The sequence below is a fragment of the Actomonas spartinae genome (genome assembly GCF_051209155.1).
Lineage (GTDB): Bacteria > Verrucomicrobiota > Verrucomicrobiia > Opitutales > Opitutaceae > Actomonas.
This window is the reverse complement of record NZ_JBPJGB010000005.1, coordinates 156,855-172,506: the sequence shown is the minus strand read 5'-3', so window position 1 is coordinate 172,506 and position 15,652 is coordinate 156,855. Positions and strand designations below refer to the sequence as shown.

The following is a 15,652-nucleotide window of genomic DNA, read 5'->3' as shown; positions in this document are numbered from 1 at the left end:
GGCAGCCTACCATGCAGAATCGACCGTAGGATGTGGGCCAGGCGTTTGCGCCCGCTTTCGGTCGTTCGCGGCTTGCGGCTCAATCGGTTCGAACGTCATCGGCATGGTCTCCAGACCGCGCCGGTTGCGGAAGGCCTGCCTCAGGCGATGATCGCCGTCGTTGGGCGCGGGCTCAATGCCGAGCACATCACAAAGAAATGGATACACGTGCACGTTGTCGACGGGCGGCAGGAGCAGGCCGGGTTCGAGTCCGGGACCCGTGGCGAGGAAGAGCGCGCCCATGTCCGGCTCGATGGGGTCGTAGCCATGGTCGCCGGGACTGGGCCGGTGTCCGGCCGTGAGGCGCGCGCGCGTGGTGATGTGCCAGCCGAGGTCGGGCACCAACACGATGTCGGGGATTCGCGGGTTGGACGAGTAGTGCAGGCGTTCCGGCACGTCGGCTCGAGCGTAGGCGTGCAGGTGTGGGTGGACGAAGAGTTGTCCGACGAGCGCGGTGGTGTCGGCGGGTGGTTTCACCTTCAGGCCTCCGGCGGCACCGGAGAACACGACGTCGACGGCGTCGAGATCGATCAGCTCGTCGAGCACGATGAGGTTGTCCGGGGCAACGTCGGTCATGCCGTGATCCGCCGTCACGACGAGTGTGGTGTCTGCCCACACGTCGCGCTCGAGCAGGGCCTCGCGCAGACTGCGGAGGGCGGCGTCGATGTCCCGCAGGGCGGCTCGGGTTTCAGGAGCGGTCGGTCCGTGGCGGTGGCCGGCGCTGTCGACGCGATCAAAATACAAAGCGATGAACTGCGGCCGTTCTTCGGGCGGCAAATCGATCCACTCGAGCACCTGGGCCACACGCTCCGTCGGAGTCATTTTCCCGCTGAAAGGCAACCAGGTGGTCGGGTGTTGTCCGTGAATGTCGGCCGAGGCGCCGGGCCAGAAGAGCGAGGCGGTGCGCAGCCCTTGGCGTTGCGCGGTGAGCCAGATGGGTTCGCCGCCCCACCAGCGGCCTTCCCGTTTGGCGGGGTGGGGACCGATGCCGAACCAGGCGTTGAAGTCCGCATCGAAGAAACGGTTTTGCACGATGCCGTGCGACTCCGGCCGCAGCCCCGTCACGAGGGTGTAGTGATTGGGAAAGGTTTTGGACGGATAACTGGGCCGCAGGTGGGCGGCGCGGACGCCGGTGGTGGCCAGCTCGCGCAGAAAGGGCGCGTCGTGCAGCTCGGGGTAGTCCCAGCGGGCGCCGTCGATGGAGACGAGGATGACGGTCGGCGCGGCCACCACGGCGGCGGTGGCGAGAGCGCCGTGAACGGCGAGGATGAGCAGGCGCATGAGAGGGCGTCGCAGCATGCGCGGACGGTGGGCAAGTGGACCTGACTTGGCAATGCGCCGCCCGTGACATTTGAGCTGCGGCGCGGAGCGGGGCACGCGGCGGCCTCAGCGGGACTGCGTCAGAACAACTCGACGTTGGTGGCGAAGTAGTCAGCCGCGGCTTTCTCTTTCGCGGTGCTGGGCGTGGCGGCGTTGGCGGTGCGCTTGGGCGTGGCGGTGGCCGCCGCGGGCAGATCCTGGGGCGAGCTGGCGTGGTAGCCGAACTGCGACAGGAGTTTCTTCACGCGCGACTCGAGTTCGTTGGCTTCCTGGAGAATTTCAGTCGAGGCGGCGGCCGTCTCTTCGGCGGCGGCGGCGTTTTGGCCGGCGATGGTTTCGAGACGGCCCATGGTGGAGTTCACGTGGCGGATGCTGTTGTCCTGTTCGCCGGTGGCGTGAGCAATGCGGGAGGAAAACTCATCCACTTGGGTGACGTGGCCGAGGATTTCATTGAGCCGGTCGCTGACGTGGCGGGATGCCGTCTCGCCCTGACTCATGTTGGCCTTGGAGGCTTCGATTTTATCCGCGGTTTCGCGGGCGGCCTGGGCGCTGCGGTGGGCGAGGCTGCGGACCTCCTCGGCGACGACGGCGAACCCGGCGCCGGCCTCACCGGCGCGAGCGGCCTCGACGGCGGCGTTGAGGGCGAGAAGGTTGGTTTGGAAAGCGATCTCGTCGATGGTCTTGATGATCTCCGCCACCTGCGCGTTGGCCTGGCCGAGGCTTTGGACCCGATCGAGCATGTCCTGGGTTTCGCCTTGGCCGGCTTCACTCGACTGGCGGGCGGTGGAGGCGATGGTGGTGAGCTCGGCGGCGCTGGTCGCGTTCTCCTTGGTTTTGTTGGCGAGGTCCTGCACGGCGGCAACCGTATCCATGAGGATGGAGGCCTGAGCCGAGGAACTGCTCGCGAGTTGCACGCCATTGGAGGACATCATGCGCACGTGGTCCTTGAGCACGGACACGCTGTCGGTCACGCCGGCGAAAGTGCTGGCGAGGGGGCGGATGATGAAGAAGCCGATGATGCGATTGACGGACACCAAAAGTCCGATCGCGGTGACCGCGAGGGCGATGGCGGCCACGAGAAAGCTGCGCTGCAGGGCGGCCTGCGCCGGGGCCAAGGCTTCGGCCTCGTCGATTTCGGCGGCAAGAAACCAGGGGAAATCGGGGTGCTTGAGGTAGCTGCCCACGACGGTCTGGCCTTGTGGGGTGGTGAAGTGACCGACGGTGTGTTCGCGTGACTTGGCGAGAGCAAGCGTTTCGCGGGAAAGCTTGGGCTGTGGGTCGAGACGCTCGTGCGTGATTTCGTTGCCGTTGAGGTCGGCGAGATAGAGCCGACCGGACTCGCCGAACTTGAGGCCGCGGTTGAGCATGGCGGTGATGAAATCGATGCTGATTTCCATCACGACCTGACCGCGAAGTTTGCCCGCGTCGTCGATGACCGGGGCGATCGAGAGTTGGTGATTATGGTCCTTTTCGGCGAAGGCGTGGAAGTCGGTGACGATGGGCTCACGTTGGCCTTGGCCCAAGAACGTGTTTCCGGAGAGATCCTGTCCGGAGTGCGAACTTCCCGTCTCGCGATGGCCGGGACTGAGCACGACATGCCCCTTTTCGTCGGTCACGAAGATGTGATGACTTGGGCCCCAATGGGCTTCCTGCAAGGTGCGAATGGCATCGAGCGCCGGAGCCGGGTCAGCGCCGTTGAGGAGGGCGTCACGGACGCGGTCATCGCTGGCGAGGCTGGTGACGGCGGCGATTTGTTCGTGAAGGAAAAGGTCCAGCACGCCGTGGCGTGAACGGGCGGTTTGCTCGAGTGCGGTTTCGGCCCGGTGACGCTCCTCTTGGTAGCGCGCCTGCGCGATGAAAGCATTGGTGGCCAATACCGGCACCATTGCGCAGGCAATGATCACGAGGGTAAATCGCAGTCGATTGGTTTGGGCCGAACTCATGGGATTGGGAGGGACGGCAAACCTGGGCACCGCCACCTGAGTCGAATCGGCCCGATTCGAGCGGACTTAAGATGAACTTTGGCTAAGTGGCGGGCGCCGGCGACACGTGGACGGCGCAGGCTTTGTAGCTGGGCTGCCGCGAATGCGGGTCAAAGGCGGGATAGGTCAACCGGTTCACCGTCGCAAAGTGCATGGGCAAAAAGACCTGACCGGCGGCGACAGTGGGAGTGAGCAAGGCCCGGGCCGTTAGCCGGTCGCGCCGCGAGGCCACGGTGACGAGGGCGCCATCGGCGACCCCCAGACGCGCGGCGTCGGATGGGTTGAGTTCGACGTGAAGCTGGCGAGGCGCAAGGCGATTGAGCACTTCACTCTTGTTGGTGCGGGTGCCGGTGTGCCATTGGGCGGAGGATCCGCGCCCGGTGTTCAGCCACAGGGGGTAATCGGCACAGGGCGCCTCGGGTGGCTTCGTCGGTGCCTCGAAGATCAACCGGGCGCGACCATCGGTCGTGAAGAAGTGACCGTCGGCGAAGAGCCGACGCTCCTGCGGGCACGGGTGCTCGGGCTCGGGGGCGACCGCGGCGATGCGCCGACTGCTGGAGTTGCGGGGTGGTTGCGCATTGGCCGTGGCAGGGAACGGCCATTGAATGCCGCCGGCCTGCTGCAACATGTCGTAGGAGGTGATGCCGGAGATGTCGCAGGGTTGGCCGCGCGTTAAGCGAGCCAGCGACTGAAAGGTCGCCTCCGGCGTCGACCATGCTTCAAACATCGCCCCGCAGCCCCAGGCCTCGGCGATGAGTTTAAAGATGGAGAAATCCGCCAGGGCCTGGCCGGGGGCGCGGGCGACTTTACGGACGACACCGATGCGGCGCTCGGAGTTGATGAAGGTGCCGTCTTTCTCGCCCCAGCCGGCGGCGGGCAGCACGAGGTCGGCCATGCGGGCCGTCTCGGTGGTCGCATACATGTCCTGCACCACGAGGAAATCGAGTTTCTCGCGCAGGCGGGCGAAGCGGCCCTGATTGATCCACGAATGGGCGGGGTTGGTGGCAATGACCCAGAGTCCGCGGATCGTGCCGGTTTCGATGCCGTCGATGATTTGGTCGTAGGCCATCGAAGGGCGGTCCGGAATGGTCGTCGCCGGAATGCCGAGTTCGGCGGCGACCCCGCGGCGGTGGTCCGGGTTCTCGAAACTGCGACCACCGAAGAGCGAGGTGGTGTTGCCAAAGAGGCGCGAGCCCATGGCGTTGCACTGGCCGGTGATGGAGTTGGCCCCGGTGCCCGGGCGACCGATGTTGCCGGTGACCAAAGCGAGGTTGATCAGGGCCTGGGTCAGGCGGGTCGACTGGTGACCCTGATTGACACCCATCGTCCACCAGAACGACACCGCCTTGCCTCGATGAATCAGTGTAGCCAGTTCGCGAATACGTTCGGCCGGAATGCCGCATTCCACGGCGCAGCGCTCGGGGGCGTAGTGCACGATGAACTCCACCAGGTCCTCGTAACCGGAGGTGTGCGCATCGACGAAGTCGCGATCGATCCAGCCGCGGGCGATCAATTCGTGCAGGACGCCGTGGAGCAGCCAGAGGTCGCTCTTGGGTTGGACCGCGTAGTGATCGCTCGCCGCCATCGCGGTCTCGGTGCGCCGGGGGTCGATGACGACGATGCGCGGGGAGTGGGGGTTGCGCATCACGCGCTGCCACATGATGGGGTGGGCAATGGCCGGGTTGGCGCCGACGAAGACCAACACGTCGCTGTGCTCAAAATCGGCGTAGGTGTAGGGCGGGGCGTCGAAACCGAAGGCCTGTTTGTAGGCGGTGTGGGCCGTGGCCATGCATTGCCGCGTATTGCTGTCGGCGTGCAGACCGCCCATTCCGAACTTGAACAGCGCGCCGAGCAGGGCCATTTCCTCGGTGGGGATCTGGCCGGTGGAAAGAAAGGCGATGCTGTGTTGCCCGTGTCGTTCCTGCACGCCGCTCATGCGTTCCACGAAGGTGCTCAGCGCGGTCGACCAATCGGTGGGGCGCAAGGTGCCGCTCGACGGATCGCGCAGCAGCGGCGTGGTCGCGCGGTCGTTCGCCTGCAGGGGGGTGAGCGCTTCCCAACCCTTGGGACAGGCCATGCCGAGATTGACCGGGTAGGCGGTGTCCGGGGTGAGGTTGATCGCGGCGCCGTCGCGGTCGAGGTGCACCTTGAGTCCGCAGCCGGTGGCGCAAAAGCCACAGATGGAGCGCACCGTGGCGGCGGGCGCGACCTTTGCCGGCACGCGGCCGAGGCCAAATTGCCCGGGTTGCTGCACCAATTCGGCGGTGGTCGGCCCTTCGAGCGGGCGGAGAATCTGCTGCAGCGCCGGATTCATGACGCGGCCACCCCCGGCATCTTGGCGGCGTCGACCGCGCGGAAATAAAGGTAGCGCTCCAATAGCTCACCGCTCAACCAAGCCACCGCCGCAACCAAACCCACGGCCAGTAAGTTTGTAACCCAATAGGTTACAATGGCACCGAAAGCGCTGATTAAGAGGAGGAAGCGGGCGGTGAAAACTGGGGCGAGTTGGGTGCGGAGGAGGTGGGCGGAGGGGGTGGCTTGGCGGCGTTGTCGGTGTTCAAAGACACCTTTCGCGAGCAGCAGCGCGGCGGCCAGCAGGGGGAGTCCAGGCAAGGTGGCGGCGACGGCGACGGTGCCGCCCATGCGGATGGCCGTGGCGGGCGCGCGCCAGAAGCGACGGGGCGTGTCGATGTAGATCATGGCCGAGCAGAAGACCGCGATCGTGCCGATGAGCGCGGCGGGCAGCGCCGGCACCTGCGCGGGGAAGAGCGTGGTGGCGGCGAGCAGGGGGAACCACAGACCGAAGAGGACGGCCTCACGGCTGAGCCAGGAACGGCCCAAGCCGAGGAAGACGCGCCAGGCGCGCAAGGGGCGACCCAGGTGGACGACACTGGCCAAGAGGCCGATGGCCGCGAGACCGAGGGCGGCGTATCCGATCCAGGGTGACGCTGCGAACGGCGCGGCGAAACTGAACCCGAGCGCGACCTGCGTGGCGACGAGGAGAACAACCAGCGGGAGGTGGGCCGGTTGCACTTGCGGCGTGGCGGCATCGGCGGGTCGCAGGTTGTCGGGCAAGGTGCGGCGGCTGACGTAGCGCGTGGTGGGGCGGGTGAAGTCCGGATCCGGGGCGGCGGCGAGGAAGTCCGACGTATCGACGCGGGGGCGGGAGCCGTTGAGGTCGATGGCGACCTTCACGATTTTGATCGCGCGGGTGGGGCAGGCCTGCACGCAGGCGGGGGCCTCACCCTCGGAGAGGCGGCCGTGGCACATGTCGCATTTGCGGACAATCCCGAGGCGCTCGTTGTATTTGGGCACGTCATACGGGCACTTCAGAATGCAGTAGCTGCAGCCGATGCATTGGTCGTCGAGGTGCCGCACGATGCCGGTGATCGGATCCTTGTCGTAGGCGAGCACGGGGCAACCGGTGAGGCACCCAGGATCGGCGCAGTGGTGGCAGGCCGAGGTGATGGTCTGCTGGAAGGGGTGAGCTTCGTCGCCGCCGATGAGGTGGCCGACGTCGCGCCAGGTTTCATCGTCGTCGAGTCCGTTCAGCGAGTGGCATCCGGCCACGCAGGCCTTGCAGCCGGAGCAGGAGTCGAGGTCGACCTCGAAGGCGTATTGTTCGCCCGGACCGGGGGCGGTGAGGGGAATGAGATCGCGGTAAACCGGCTCGAGGTCGGGCAGGGTCGCGGACTCATGCACGCGCGAAAAACGCGCGACCGGCGTCTGCAGCGTTTGCTGCTCGGCCAGGAGTTCGTCGACCAGCGCCAACAAGTGAGGTTTGCCCGGAGCGATCAATTCGGAGGGAGAAATGAGAGGGAAAAGTGAATGGGGAACGCGACGCGGGTGGGGTCAGTAGACGTCGCGGGCGTAACGCTTGGCGGCCTTGAGGTCGTTGACGAAAGCGCCGGCTTCCTCAGCGGTCTTGCCGCCATGGGCGGCGACAATGTCGTGCAGCGCGGCGTCGACATCCTTGGCCATGCGTTTGGCGTCGCCGCAGACGTAGAAGTGCGCGCCGTCCTCGAGCCATTGCCAGAGCTCGGCGCCGGCTTCGCGCATGCGGTCCTGCACGTAGACTTTCTGGGCTTGGTCGCGGGAAAAGGCGGTGTCGACGCGGGCGAGCACACCGGTGTCCTGCCAAGCCTTGATCTGGTCTGCGTAAAGGTAGTCAGTCGCGGCGTGTTGGTCGCCGAAGAAGAGCCAGTTGCGTCCGGTGGCACCGGTGGCGGCGCGGTCTTCGAGGAAGGCCCGGAACGGCGCGATGCCGGTGCCCGGGCCGACCATGATCATGGGTTTGGTCGGATCGGACGGTGGGCGGAAGGCCTTGTTCGTGTGAACGAAGACGCCAGCCGTGCCAGCGGCCAGGGCGCGTTCGGCAAGGAAGGTGGAGCAAACACCTTTGCGCGTGCGACCGCCGGACTCGTAGCGGACGGCGCCGACGGTGAGATGGACTTGGTCGGGGTGGGCATGGGGGCTGGAGGAAATGGAATAGAGACGAGGGGACAGCTTCCGGAGGAAGGCGGGATTTTTGATTTGGGATTTTAGATTTTCGATTGAGTCCGGAGCAGCCGCGGTGAGGGCATCGAGGACGTCGAGGATTGTATCGGTAGCGGTGAGGCCGAGCGTCTCGAGCAAGGCCTTGGTGGGCTTGCCGAGGTCGTAGGCGGTGGTGAGCGCGGTGCGCAGTGGCAACTCCCCGGTGGGCGTGTTGACCGCCTCTTCGCCATCACAGCCGAGGGCGGTGAGGACGGCGGCGACTAGTGCGGGGCAGTTTTGCGGAATGACGGCGAGCGCATCGCCGGCTTCGTAGGTGAGGCCACTGCCGGCGAGGGAAAACTCGACGTGGTTCACTTCCTTGGCCGAGCCCGCGCCATTGAGGTTGCGCACCGTCAGCACCGGGGCGGGAAACGGGTTCTTCTTCCCGTAGGTCGGTGTGGTGGTTTCAGCCGCCGCCGGTGTGAGCTCAGCGGCGGGAACCCCGGCTGCGCCCAGAGCGGAGAGCGAGGTGTCGAGCCAAGCCGCGAAGGCGTCATCATAGTCGACGTCACAATCGACGCGATCGGCGATGCGGGTGGCCCCCAGTTTGGCGAAGGCGTCGTCGAAGTTTTTGCCGCACTGGCAAAAGAGTTCGTAGTTGGTGTCGCCGAGGGCGCAGACGCTGTAGCGCAAGCTGGCGGGCAAGGCCGGCGCACCGTCGGCCAGCACCGCGTCGTGCAGCGACTTGGCGTTGTCCGGTGGCTCGCCGTCTCCGTAGGTGCTGGTGATGACGAGCACGTTCTGATGTTGGGCCAGTTCGGCAGGTGACGCGTTGGCCATGTCCACAATCGTCGGCGCGAAGCCTTTGGCGGTTGCGCTCTTGGCGGCCTGCTTGGCGAGGGACTCGGCGGTGCCGGTTTGGGAGCCCCAGAGAATGGTCAGCGGTGCTGCGGCGGGCGCGGCCGCGGTGGCTTGATCCAACGGCGCGCGGGAGAAGGCGCCGGCAAAGAAACCGTTGAGCCAGGCGCGTTGGGCGGGCGTGAAGGGGGCGCTGTCGGGAACGAAGGGCACGGTCGGGTTCATGCGGAAAAGAGCTCCTGAAGTTCGCCCACGCTGTGGCGGCGGGTCCATTGAACGAAGGTTTCGCCGCTGTCGTGGGAAGTCTGATACGTATTGAGGATGCGATCGAAGAGGGCGGGGAGCTCGTCGTGGCCGACGCCCTTGAAGATTTCGCGGGCGATGCCCTGCTCCTGGTCCATGCCGCCGCCGAGCACGATGTGGTAACCCTCGCGGCCGTCCTTGAGTTTGGTGGCGATGCCGCCGAGATCGCCGCAGTAGTGCTGGGCGCAGGAGTGGGCGCAGCCGGTGAGGTGGATATTGACGGGGAAGGCGAGCTCCTCGAGGCGACTGCGCAGGTGCTTCATGAGGGTCACGGCGTGGCCCTTGGTGTCGGCGGCGGCGTATTTGCAGCCCTGGTTGCCGGTGCAGGCGATGACGCAGCCGGCGCAGGTGGAAGCCTTGGTGGTGAGGCCCATGCGCTCGAGGCTGGTCTCCACGCTGGCGACGAAGGCGTCGTGGATGTGCGGGATGAGGAAGTTTTGCCAGACGGTGAGGCGAATCTCGCCCTGGCCGAAATGATCGGCGAGATCGGCGACGCGGCGGGCCTGCCACGATGCGAGCTGACCGACGGGCACAACCGGACCAATGTAGTTGAGGCCACGCTGGGCCTGGCGGTAGGTGCCGAGGTGGCCATGCTTGAGCACGGGCTTGCGCGGTGCGCAGGCCTCGAGCGGCAGGCGCTGGAGCGGGAAGGCGACGCGCTTGGCGCTCTCCTCGACGAATTTTTCGTCACCCCATTTTTCGAGCAGGTATTTAAGGCGGGCCTTTTTGCGGTTGGTGCGGTCGCCGTTCTCGACGAAGACGCGGACCATGGCCACGGCGAGAGGGACGGCTTGGTCGGGCTTGATCAAGAGGCCGGTGTCGCGGGCGAAATCCTGGTGGCCGGTGATGCCGCCGAGCTGAACGCGAAAGTAGATGCCAGGTTCGATGTCCGCGTGACCTTCGCCCACGCGGACGGCGAAGAAGCCGATGTCGTTGGTGTCGGCGGCGGCGGAGATGGAGCCGCCGCCGTCGAAGGCGATGTTGAATTTGCGGGGCAGGCCGTAGAGGTCGCGTTGGTTGAGAATGGTGTGGTGCAGTGCCTTGGCGTAGGGGCGCACGTCGAGGAGTTCGTCGCGATCGAAGCCGGCGGTGGGGGTGGCGGTGATGTTGCGGATGTTGTCGGCGCCGGAACCCTTGGAGGTGAGGCCGAGGTCCTGCACGCGGGTGAGGACGTTGACGATGTCCTTCGGCGCGAACTCGCGGAGTTGGATATTGTTGCGTGTGGTGATGTCGAGGCGGCCGTTGCCAAGGTCGTCGGCGAGGTCGGCGAGACCCCGCAGCTGGGTGCTGGTCAGAATGCCGGCGGGAATGCGCAGGCGGCACATGAAGCTGTTTTGGGCGGGGGCGACGTGGAAGAGGCCGTAGAACTTGAAACGGAAGCAGTCGGCTTCGTCGGGGAATTGGTTGCCGTTGGCGTGGGCGACGAGGCGGTCCCACACGTCGAGGCCGTTGAGCTCACGCTTGATGAGCTCGGGTTTGCAGAGGTCCTCGATGGGGGTGCCGTAAACCGTTTCGGTAGCCGGGTCCGATGCCGCGGGAGCGCCCGCAAGCGGGCGGCCTAGGTCGGTTGAGGCGGCGAACTGGCCCGAAGCGATGGCGCCGGCGAGGAAACCTTGGAGGTATTCCTTCTGTTCGGCGGTGAAGCCATCGGTCGGCGGCGTGGGCAGGGATGTGTTCACGGGATGGAGTTGAGCAGTGGCAGTGCCGTGGCCTCGCTTTGGGCAATTAACGCAACGAATGAAATCGCTCGAAATGATGAACAGGATGTGTCGTTTGCCTTGGCGCCCACGACCGAATGGGCCGTGGGCGCCGGTGCAGGCTAGACAGCGCCTACGGCTCAGTAGGCGAAGTTGACTTCGAAGCTGATGCGCTGGGTGTCGCGGGCGAAACCGTCGCTGTTGAAGTCGGCGTATTTCGCGATCGCGGTGAAGCGGTTGGCGAATTTTTTGGCCACGACGAAGTCGAATTCGGTGCCGTAGTCGGCGCCGCCGGACTCGGCGGAGAAGTCGTGGTAGAAGGCGGTGAGGTTAAAGCCGGCGACCGGGCCGCCGACGCTCACATAGAGGTCTTCGAGACCCGTGCCGGGCGTGCCGAGGAAAAGGTCGGCGAAGCCGTTGAAGGCGTGGAGCGTGGCGAGCGGCGTCTTGAAGCCCTGGCCGTTGTCGCTGCCGAGCACTTCGTAGCCGACCTTGGCGGTGATTTTGCCGAACTTGGCCCCGAGTTCACCGACGTAGTAGGTGGCGGTGTAGTTGAAGGGGCTGTTGCCGTAGTCGGACTGGGAGGCGGCTTCGATGCGGTAGAGCACCGAGGTGGTGTCATCGATCTTCACCGCGCCGCTGTAGCTGGCGCCGTAGGTGGCGCTGGAGTTCGCGGCGGCGTTGTCGAAATCGAGCAGGTAGGCGTAGCCGGAGAGCGTGCCGCCACCGAGCTTGAAGCCGGCGTTCACGATATGGCTGTCGGACTCGAAGTCGCGGACATCACTGAAGATGCGGTTGATCTGCCACAGGTAGCCATAGGAAAGGGTGAGCTCGGGGGTCGGCTTGCCACTGATCGTGAAGGCGTCGTAGGTCTGCTGGTCCTGGCGCCAGCCGACGTCGCCGATGAAACGCACGTTGTCGAGGACAATGCGCTGGCGTCCCAGTTTGCCGGATACGGAGTCGCCGGCATAGCCAAAGAAGGCCTGATTGACCTCGGTGCCCTCGATGTCGGCGATCACGACCTGGCCGGCGCCGCCGGGGTTGAGGCCGGCTTGGTTGTAGCTGTCGGAATCGAAAGCGTGGACGTCTTCGCCCTCCATCATGAAATACCAGCCGTTGAACTTGCCGGAGGTGAAGCCGAGGCGGTTGCGGAAGGTGAGGGCGTTGGAATCGGCGACGCCCGGTTGGTCGCCATATTCGAAGCGGAGACGTGAGTTGAGGGAGACTTTCCCCTCGGAAAACACCTCGTCGAGCGTCGAGGCGGCAGTGGCCGCGGAGGCGGCGAACACGCAGGCGGCGAGGCCGCCCAGCGAGATTTTTGGACACAACTTGGTCATGATAGGCAGATTTTGACGGTGCAGGATCGGGTCGGGTTTTCGGTCAGAACATCGCGGCAATCGCGCCGCTGATGCGTTGACGGAAAGTGGGTTGGGCGGCCGGTTGGCCGGGGCGGGCCGGGGGGGCCTTGGCCTTTTTGGCGTGCTCGCATTCGTCGAGGAAGCGGAGCAGACGTTCGCGGTAGGCGAAGAAACGATCGTCGGTCATCATGGCGTCGCGATCGCGGGGGCGGGGGAAGTCGATTTCCATGAGCTCACCGACGCGGGCGCCGGGGCCGTTGGTCATCATGCAGACGCGGTCCGACATGTAGATGGCCTCATCGACGTCGTGCGTGATCAACATGGTGGTGATCTGGTCGCGGTCGAGGATGCCGAGAATGACATCCTGCAGCTCCATGCGGGTCAGCGAGTCGAGCCGGCCGAAGGGTTCGTCGAGCAGGAGGATCTTGGGCTTGAGCGCGATGGCGCGGGCGATGCCGACGCGCTGTTGCATGCCGCCGGACATCTCGCGCGGGTATTTGTGCATGGAGGAGGCGAGGCCGACGGCGGAGAGGGCGTAGGCGACGATGTCCTTCTTCTGCTGCTTGGTGGCATGGGGATAGACCTCCTTCACGCCGAGCATGACATTGCCCCAGGCGGTGAGCCACGGGAGGAGGCAGGGGGCCTGGAACACAACCGAGCGGTCGGGGGCGGGTCCGGCGATTTCGCGGCCGTCGACCACGATACCGCCATCCGAGATCTCGTTGAGGCCGGCGATCATGGTGAGCACGGTGGATTTGCCGCAGCCGGAGTGGCCGATGACCGAGATGAACTCACCCTGGCGCACGGTGAGGTTGAAGCCGTCGACGACTTTGACCTCGGCCCCGAAGGGATTGGGGTAGGCTTTGACGAGGTTGGAAATCTCGAGGAAGCGATCGTTTTTCATGCAGCGGAGGAATCGGAGTCGTCGTTGAAACGGGTATTGGCCTCGCGGATACCCTCGCGGGTGACCGCGCGAGGGGGCTCGCGGCGGCCGGTGGAGAAATCGGCCGGCAGGACGTTGGGCATTGCGAGGGTCTGGTTGACGCGCAGGGCCTTGGCCTCGCGGTTGAGCTCGAGCAGGTAGTGGGTGATCTCGGCTTTCAGGTGTTTGAAGGCCGGGTCGTGATTCATGGCGGTGCGGTCGCGGGGCCGCTCGAGGGTATTCTCGAACGAGGTCGCGAGGGTGGCGTTCGGACCCATGGTGAGCGGGATGACGCGGTCGGCGAGGAGCAGGGCCTCGTCCACGTCGTTGGTGATGAGCACGACCGTGCGGCGGTCCTGCTCCCAGATGCGGGTGATCTCGTCCTGTAGGTTGGCGCGGGTGAGGGCGTCGAGGGCGGAGAGTGGTTCGTCGAGGAGCAGCACACCGGGCTGCATGGCGAGGGTGCGGGCGAGGGACACGCGCTGGCGCATGCCGCCGGAGAGTTCGCGGGGCTTTTTGTCGGCCGCGGGGGTGAGGCTCACCATCTCGATGTAGCGGGCGACATGGGCGCGGCGTTGGGCGGCGGTGAACTGCGGGAAGACCGATTTGACCGCGAGCTCGATGTTGCCCGCCACACTCAGCCAGGGCAGCAGCGAGTAGTTCTGGAAAACGATGCCGCGTTCGGGGCCGGGTTCGGTGACGAGCTCACCGGCCATCCGCACCTCCCCTGTATCCGGTTGTTGGAGACCCGCGAGGAGGTTGACGAGGGTGGACTTGCCGGAACCGGAGAAACCGATGATGGCGACGAACTCGTTCTCCTGCACTTGCAGGTTCACCTCGTGCAGCACCTCGGTGCGGTTGTTGGACGGTCCGTAGCCGACGTTGACCCCTTTGAGCTCAAGGTAAGGCGCGGGTTTAACCGCAGAGGACGCAGAGGTCGCAGAGGAGGGCGCCAGTGTATCTGTGTTCATCTGTGTAATCTGTGGTTGAGAAAACTGATCAGATCGCGGTCGGTGCGCCGTCGAAGGAGACGAGGCGTTGGAGGACGATCATGATGCGGTCGAAGGCGAGGCCGATGGCGCCGACCACGAAGACCACCACGAACATTTGGGCGAAGGTCTGGGAGCTGCCGTTGTTGAACATGTCCCAGACGAATTTACCGATGCCCTCGGAGGAGGAGAGCAGCTCGCCGGCGATGAGCACCATCCAGCCCACGCCGAGCGAGATGCGCAGACCGGTGAACATGAGCGGCAGTGCGGAGGGAATGACGATCTTGAAGAGGCGGGCGAAGAAGCCGAGGCGCAGGACGCGGGCGACGTTGAGGTGGTCCTTGTCGATCGAGGCCACACCGAGGGCGGTGTTGACCAAGGTCGGCCAGAGGGAGCACATCGCGACGGTCAGCGCGGAGGCGAGGAAGGCCGGATTGACGTCCATGCCGGCAAGGCCGGGGATTTTGTCGAAGAAGCGCAGCAGGGCGCTGTCGGAGGGATCGGGGATGAAGCCGCCGACGATGATGAAGATGATGGGCAGCCAGACGATGGGGGAGACCGGCTTGAAGAGGGAAATCATCGGCGTCATCGCGGCCATGAAGATGCGCGACAGGCCGCAGAGGATGCCGATCGGGATCGCGATGACGGAGGCGACGAGGAAGCCGAAGATCACGCAGCGCACGGAGCGGTCGATCTGCGCCGGCAGGGTCCAGGGTTTGGAGTAGGTGGCGGTCTCAAGCGTGGCGAGGTTACCCTCCTGCTGCTGAATCGCGGTGGCGGCCTTCAAAGCAGCGGCGGGGTCGGACGCGGCGGCGAGATCGGCGCGGAGGGCGTCGATCTGGGCTTGAGCGGTGGCGACCTTGAGGTCGCGGTTGTCATCGGTGAGGAGGTCGCGGCGCTTGCGCAGGAATTGCAGTTCCTCCTCGAGGCGGTTGGAGGCGGTGCGGGCGGCGATGAGGGGCGGGTATTTGGCGTTCTCGAGGGCGGTGCGCTCGTCGCGCAGGGCTTGGATCTCGGCGGTTTCGGCGTCGGTGGCGGCCTGGTCGGCCTGGACGGCGGCGAGCAATTGTTCGGCGGTCGCGTCGCCGGCGACGACTTGGGCGGCGAGGGCCTTCAATTCGGTTTGGCGGGCCGCGGCCGTGTCGCGGTATTCGAGGCGCTTGGCGCGGTAGGCGGCGTTGATGTCGGCCGTGCTCTCCTTGAGGTGTTCGCGGGAGGCGGCTTCGGTGGCCTTCACTTCCTCGGCCGCGGTGGCGGCGAGGGGCGTGAGTTCGGCGATGCGGGCTTCGACGGCGGCGAGGGCGGCCTCGCGGTCGGCGCCGGTGCGCAGCATATCCTCGCCCTTGATGGTTTCACGTTCGTGGAAGGTGAGCACGCCGCTGGCGGCGTCGACCACCACCCCGGGGGTCGGCACCTCACCGGATTTGGTGGTGTGACGCGGTCCGGCGTAGTTCCAGAACATGAGGAAGAGCCCGAACGTCACCAGGGGGATGACAATGAATTGGCCGATCTTCTTGAGCTGGGCTTTCGGTTCCTCGCCGTAGCAGAGGCGGACGACGGGGTCGAACACCTGGAGGCCGGCGGTATCGAGGGCTTTGAGGATCTTGTATTTCATTTCTGGAGACAGGAAGGGCGAGGCGGCGCGGCGGAGAGGGAAGGGGGCGGCGGGGCCGTTTGGTTACGGTCCCGCCGCCGCTAATGAACTACA

Annotated in this window: 10 protein-coding genes; all 10 read right to left on the bottom strand. The window is 65.6% G+C overall.

The features are described 5' to 3' along the window. Positions 1 to 6 precede the first annotated feature (6 nt). A complete protein-coding gene (locus tag AC0MRV_RS19595; RefSeq protein WP_472766207.1) occupies positions 7 to 1,338 on the bottom strand; it encodes an alkaline phosphatase family protein in 1,332 nt (443 codons plus the stop codon). A gap of 101 nt (positions 1,339 to 1,439) precedes the next feature. Beyond that, a complete protein-coding gene (locus AC0MRV_RS19590; RefSeq protein WP_472766206.1) occupies positions 1,440 to 3,302 on the bottom strand; it encodes a methyl-accepting chemotaxis protein in 1,863 nt (620 codons plus the stop codon). An 82-nt stretch (positions 3,303 to 3,384) separates the two neighbouring features. Next, a complete protein-coding gene (locus tag AC0MRV_RS19585; RefSeq protein ID WP_472766205.1) occupies positions 3,385 to 5,655 on the bottom strand; it encodes a molybdopterin oxidoreductase family protein in 2,271 nt (756 codons plus the stop codon). Next, a complete protein-coding gene (locus AC0MRV_RS19580) occupies positions 5,652 to 7,139 on the bottom strand; it encodes a DmsC/YnfH family molybdoenzyme membrane anchor subunit (protein WP_472766204.1) in 1,488 nt (495 codons plus the stop codon). The genes AC0MRV_RS19585 and AC0MRV_RS19580 overlap by 4 nt, the downstream gene beginning before the upstream one ends. A 54-nt stretch (positions 7,140 to 7,193) precedes the next feature. Further along, positions 7,194 to 8,888, bottom strand: coding sequence for a sulfite reductase subunit alpha (locus AC0MRV_RS19575; protein WP_472766203.1), 1,695 nt, complete (start codon positions 8,886 to 8,888; stop codon positions 7,194 to 7,196). Between the two features lie 8 nt (positions 8,889 to 8,896). Continuing rightward, positions 8,897 to 10,657, bottom strand: coding sequence for a NirA family protein (locus AC0MRV_RS19570; RefSeq protein WP_472766202.1), 1,761 nt, complete (start codon positions 10,655 to 10,657; stop codon positions 8,897 to 8,899). Between the two features lie 158 nt (positions 10,658 to 10,815). After that, positions 10,816 to 12,012, bottom strand: coding sequence for an alginate export family protein (locus AC0MRV_RS19565; RefSeq protein WP_472766201.1), 1,197 nt, complete (start codon positions 12,010 to 12,012; stop codon positions 10,816 to 10,818). A gap of 43 nt (positions 12,013 to 12,055) precedes the next feature. After that, complete coding sequence (locus tag AC0MRV_RS19560; protein WP_472766200.1) at positions 12,056 to 12,937, bottom strand: ABC transporter ATP-binding protein; 882 nt, start codon at positions 12,935 to 12,937, stop codon at positions 12,056 to 12,058. Further along, positions 12,934 to 13,926 (bottom strand): ABC transporter ATP-binding protein, encoded by a 993-nt coding sequence (locus tag AC0MRV_RS19555; RefSeq protein ID WP_472766199.1) that lies wholly within the window; start codon positions 13,924 to 13,926, stop codon positions 12,934 to 12,936. The genes AC0MRV_RS19560 and AC0MRV_RS19555 overlap by 4 nt, the downstream gene beginning before the upstream one ends. A gap of 28 nt (positions 13,927 to 13,954) precedes the next feature. Continuing rightward, positions 13,955 to 15,559, bottom strand: coding sequence for an ABC transporter permease (locus AC0MRV_RS19550; RefSeq protein ID WP_472766198.1), 1,605 nt, complete (start codon positions 15,557 to 15,559; stop codon positions 13,955 to 13,957). Between the last annotated feature and the right edge of the window lie 93 nt (positions 15,560 to 15,652).

What these genes read in the sequence shown, in the direction of transcription:
- AC0MRV_RS19595 (WP_472766207.1), bottom strand. Translation starts at nt 1,338, where the DNA reads ATGCTGCGACGCCCTCTCATGCGCCTGCTCATCCTCGCCGTTCACGGC.
- AC0MRV_RS19590 (WP_472766206.1), bottom strand. Translation starts at nt 3,302, where the DNA reads ATGAGTTCGGCCCAAACCAATCGACTGCGATTTACCCTCGTGATCATT.
- AC0MRV_RS19585 (WP_472766205.1), bottom strand. Translation starts at nt 5,655, where the DNA reads ATGAATCCGGCGCTGCAGCAGATTCTCCGCCCGCTCGAAGGGCCGACC.
- AC0MRV_RS19565 (WP_472766201.1), bottom strand. Translation starts at nt 12,012, where the DNA reads ATGACCAAGTTGTGTCCAAAAATCTCGCTGGGCGGCCTCGCCGCCTGC.
- AC0MRV_RS19560 (WP_472766200.1), bottom strand. Translation starts at nt 12,937, where the DNA reads ATGAAAAACGATCGCTTCCTCGAGATTTCCAACCTCGTCAAAGCCTAC.
- AC0MRV_RS19555 (WP_472766199.1), bottom strand. Translation starts at nt 13,926, where the DNA reads ATGAACACAGATACACTGGCGCCCTCCTCTGCGACCTCTGCGTCCTCT.
- AC0MRV_RS19550 (WP_472766198.1), bottom strand. Translation starts at nt 15,559, where the DNA reads ATGAAATACAAGATCCTCAAAGCCCTCGATACCGCCGGCCTCCAGGTG.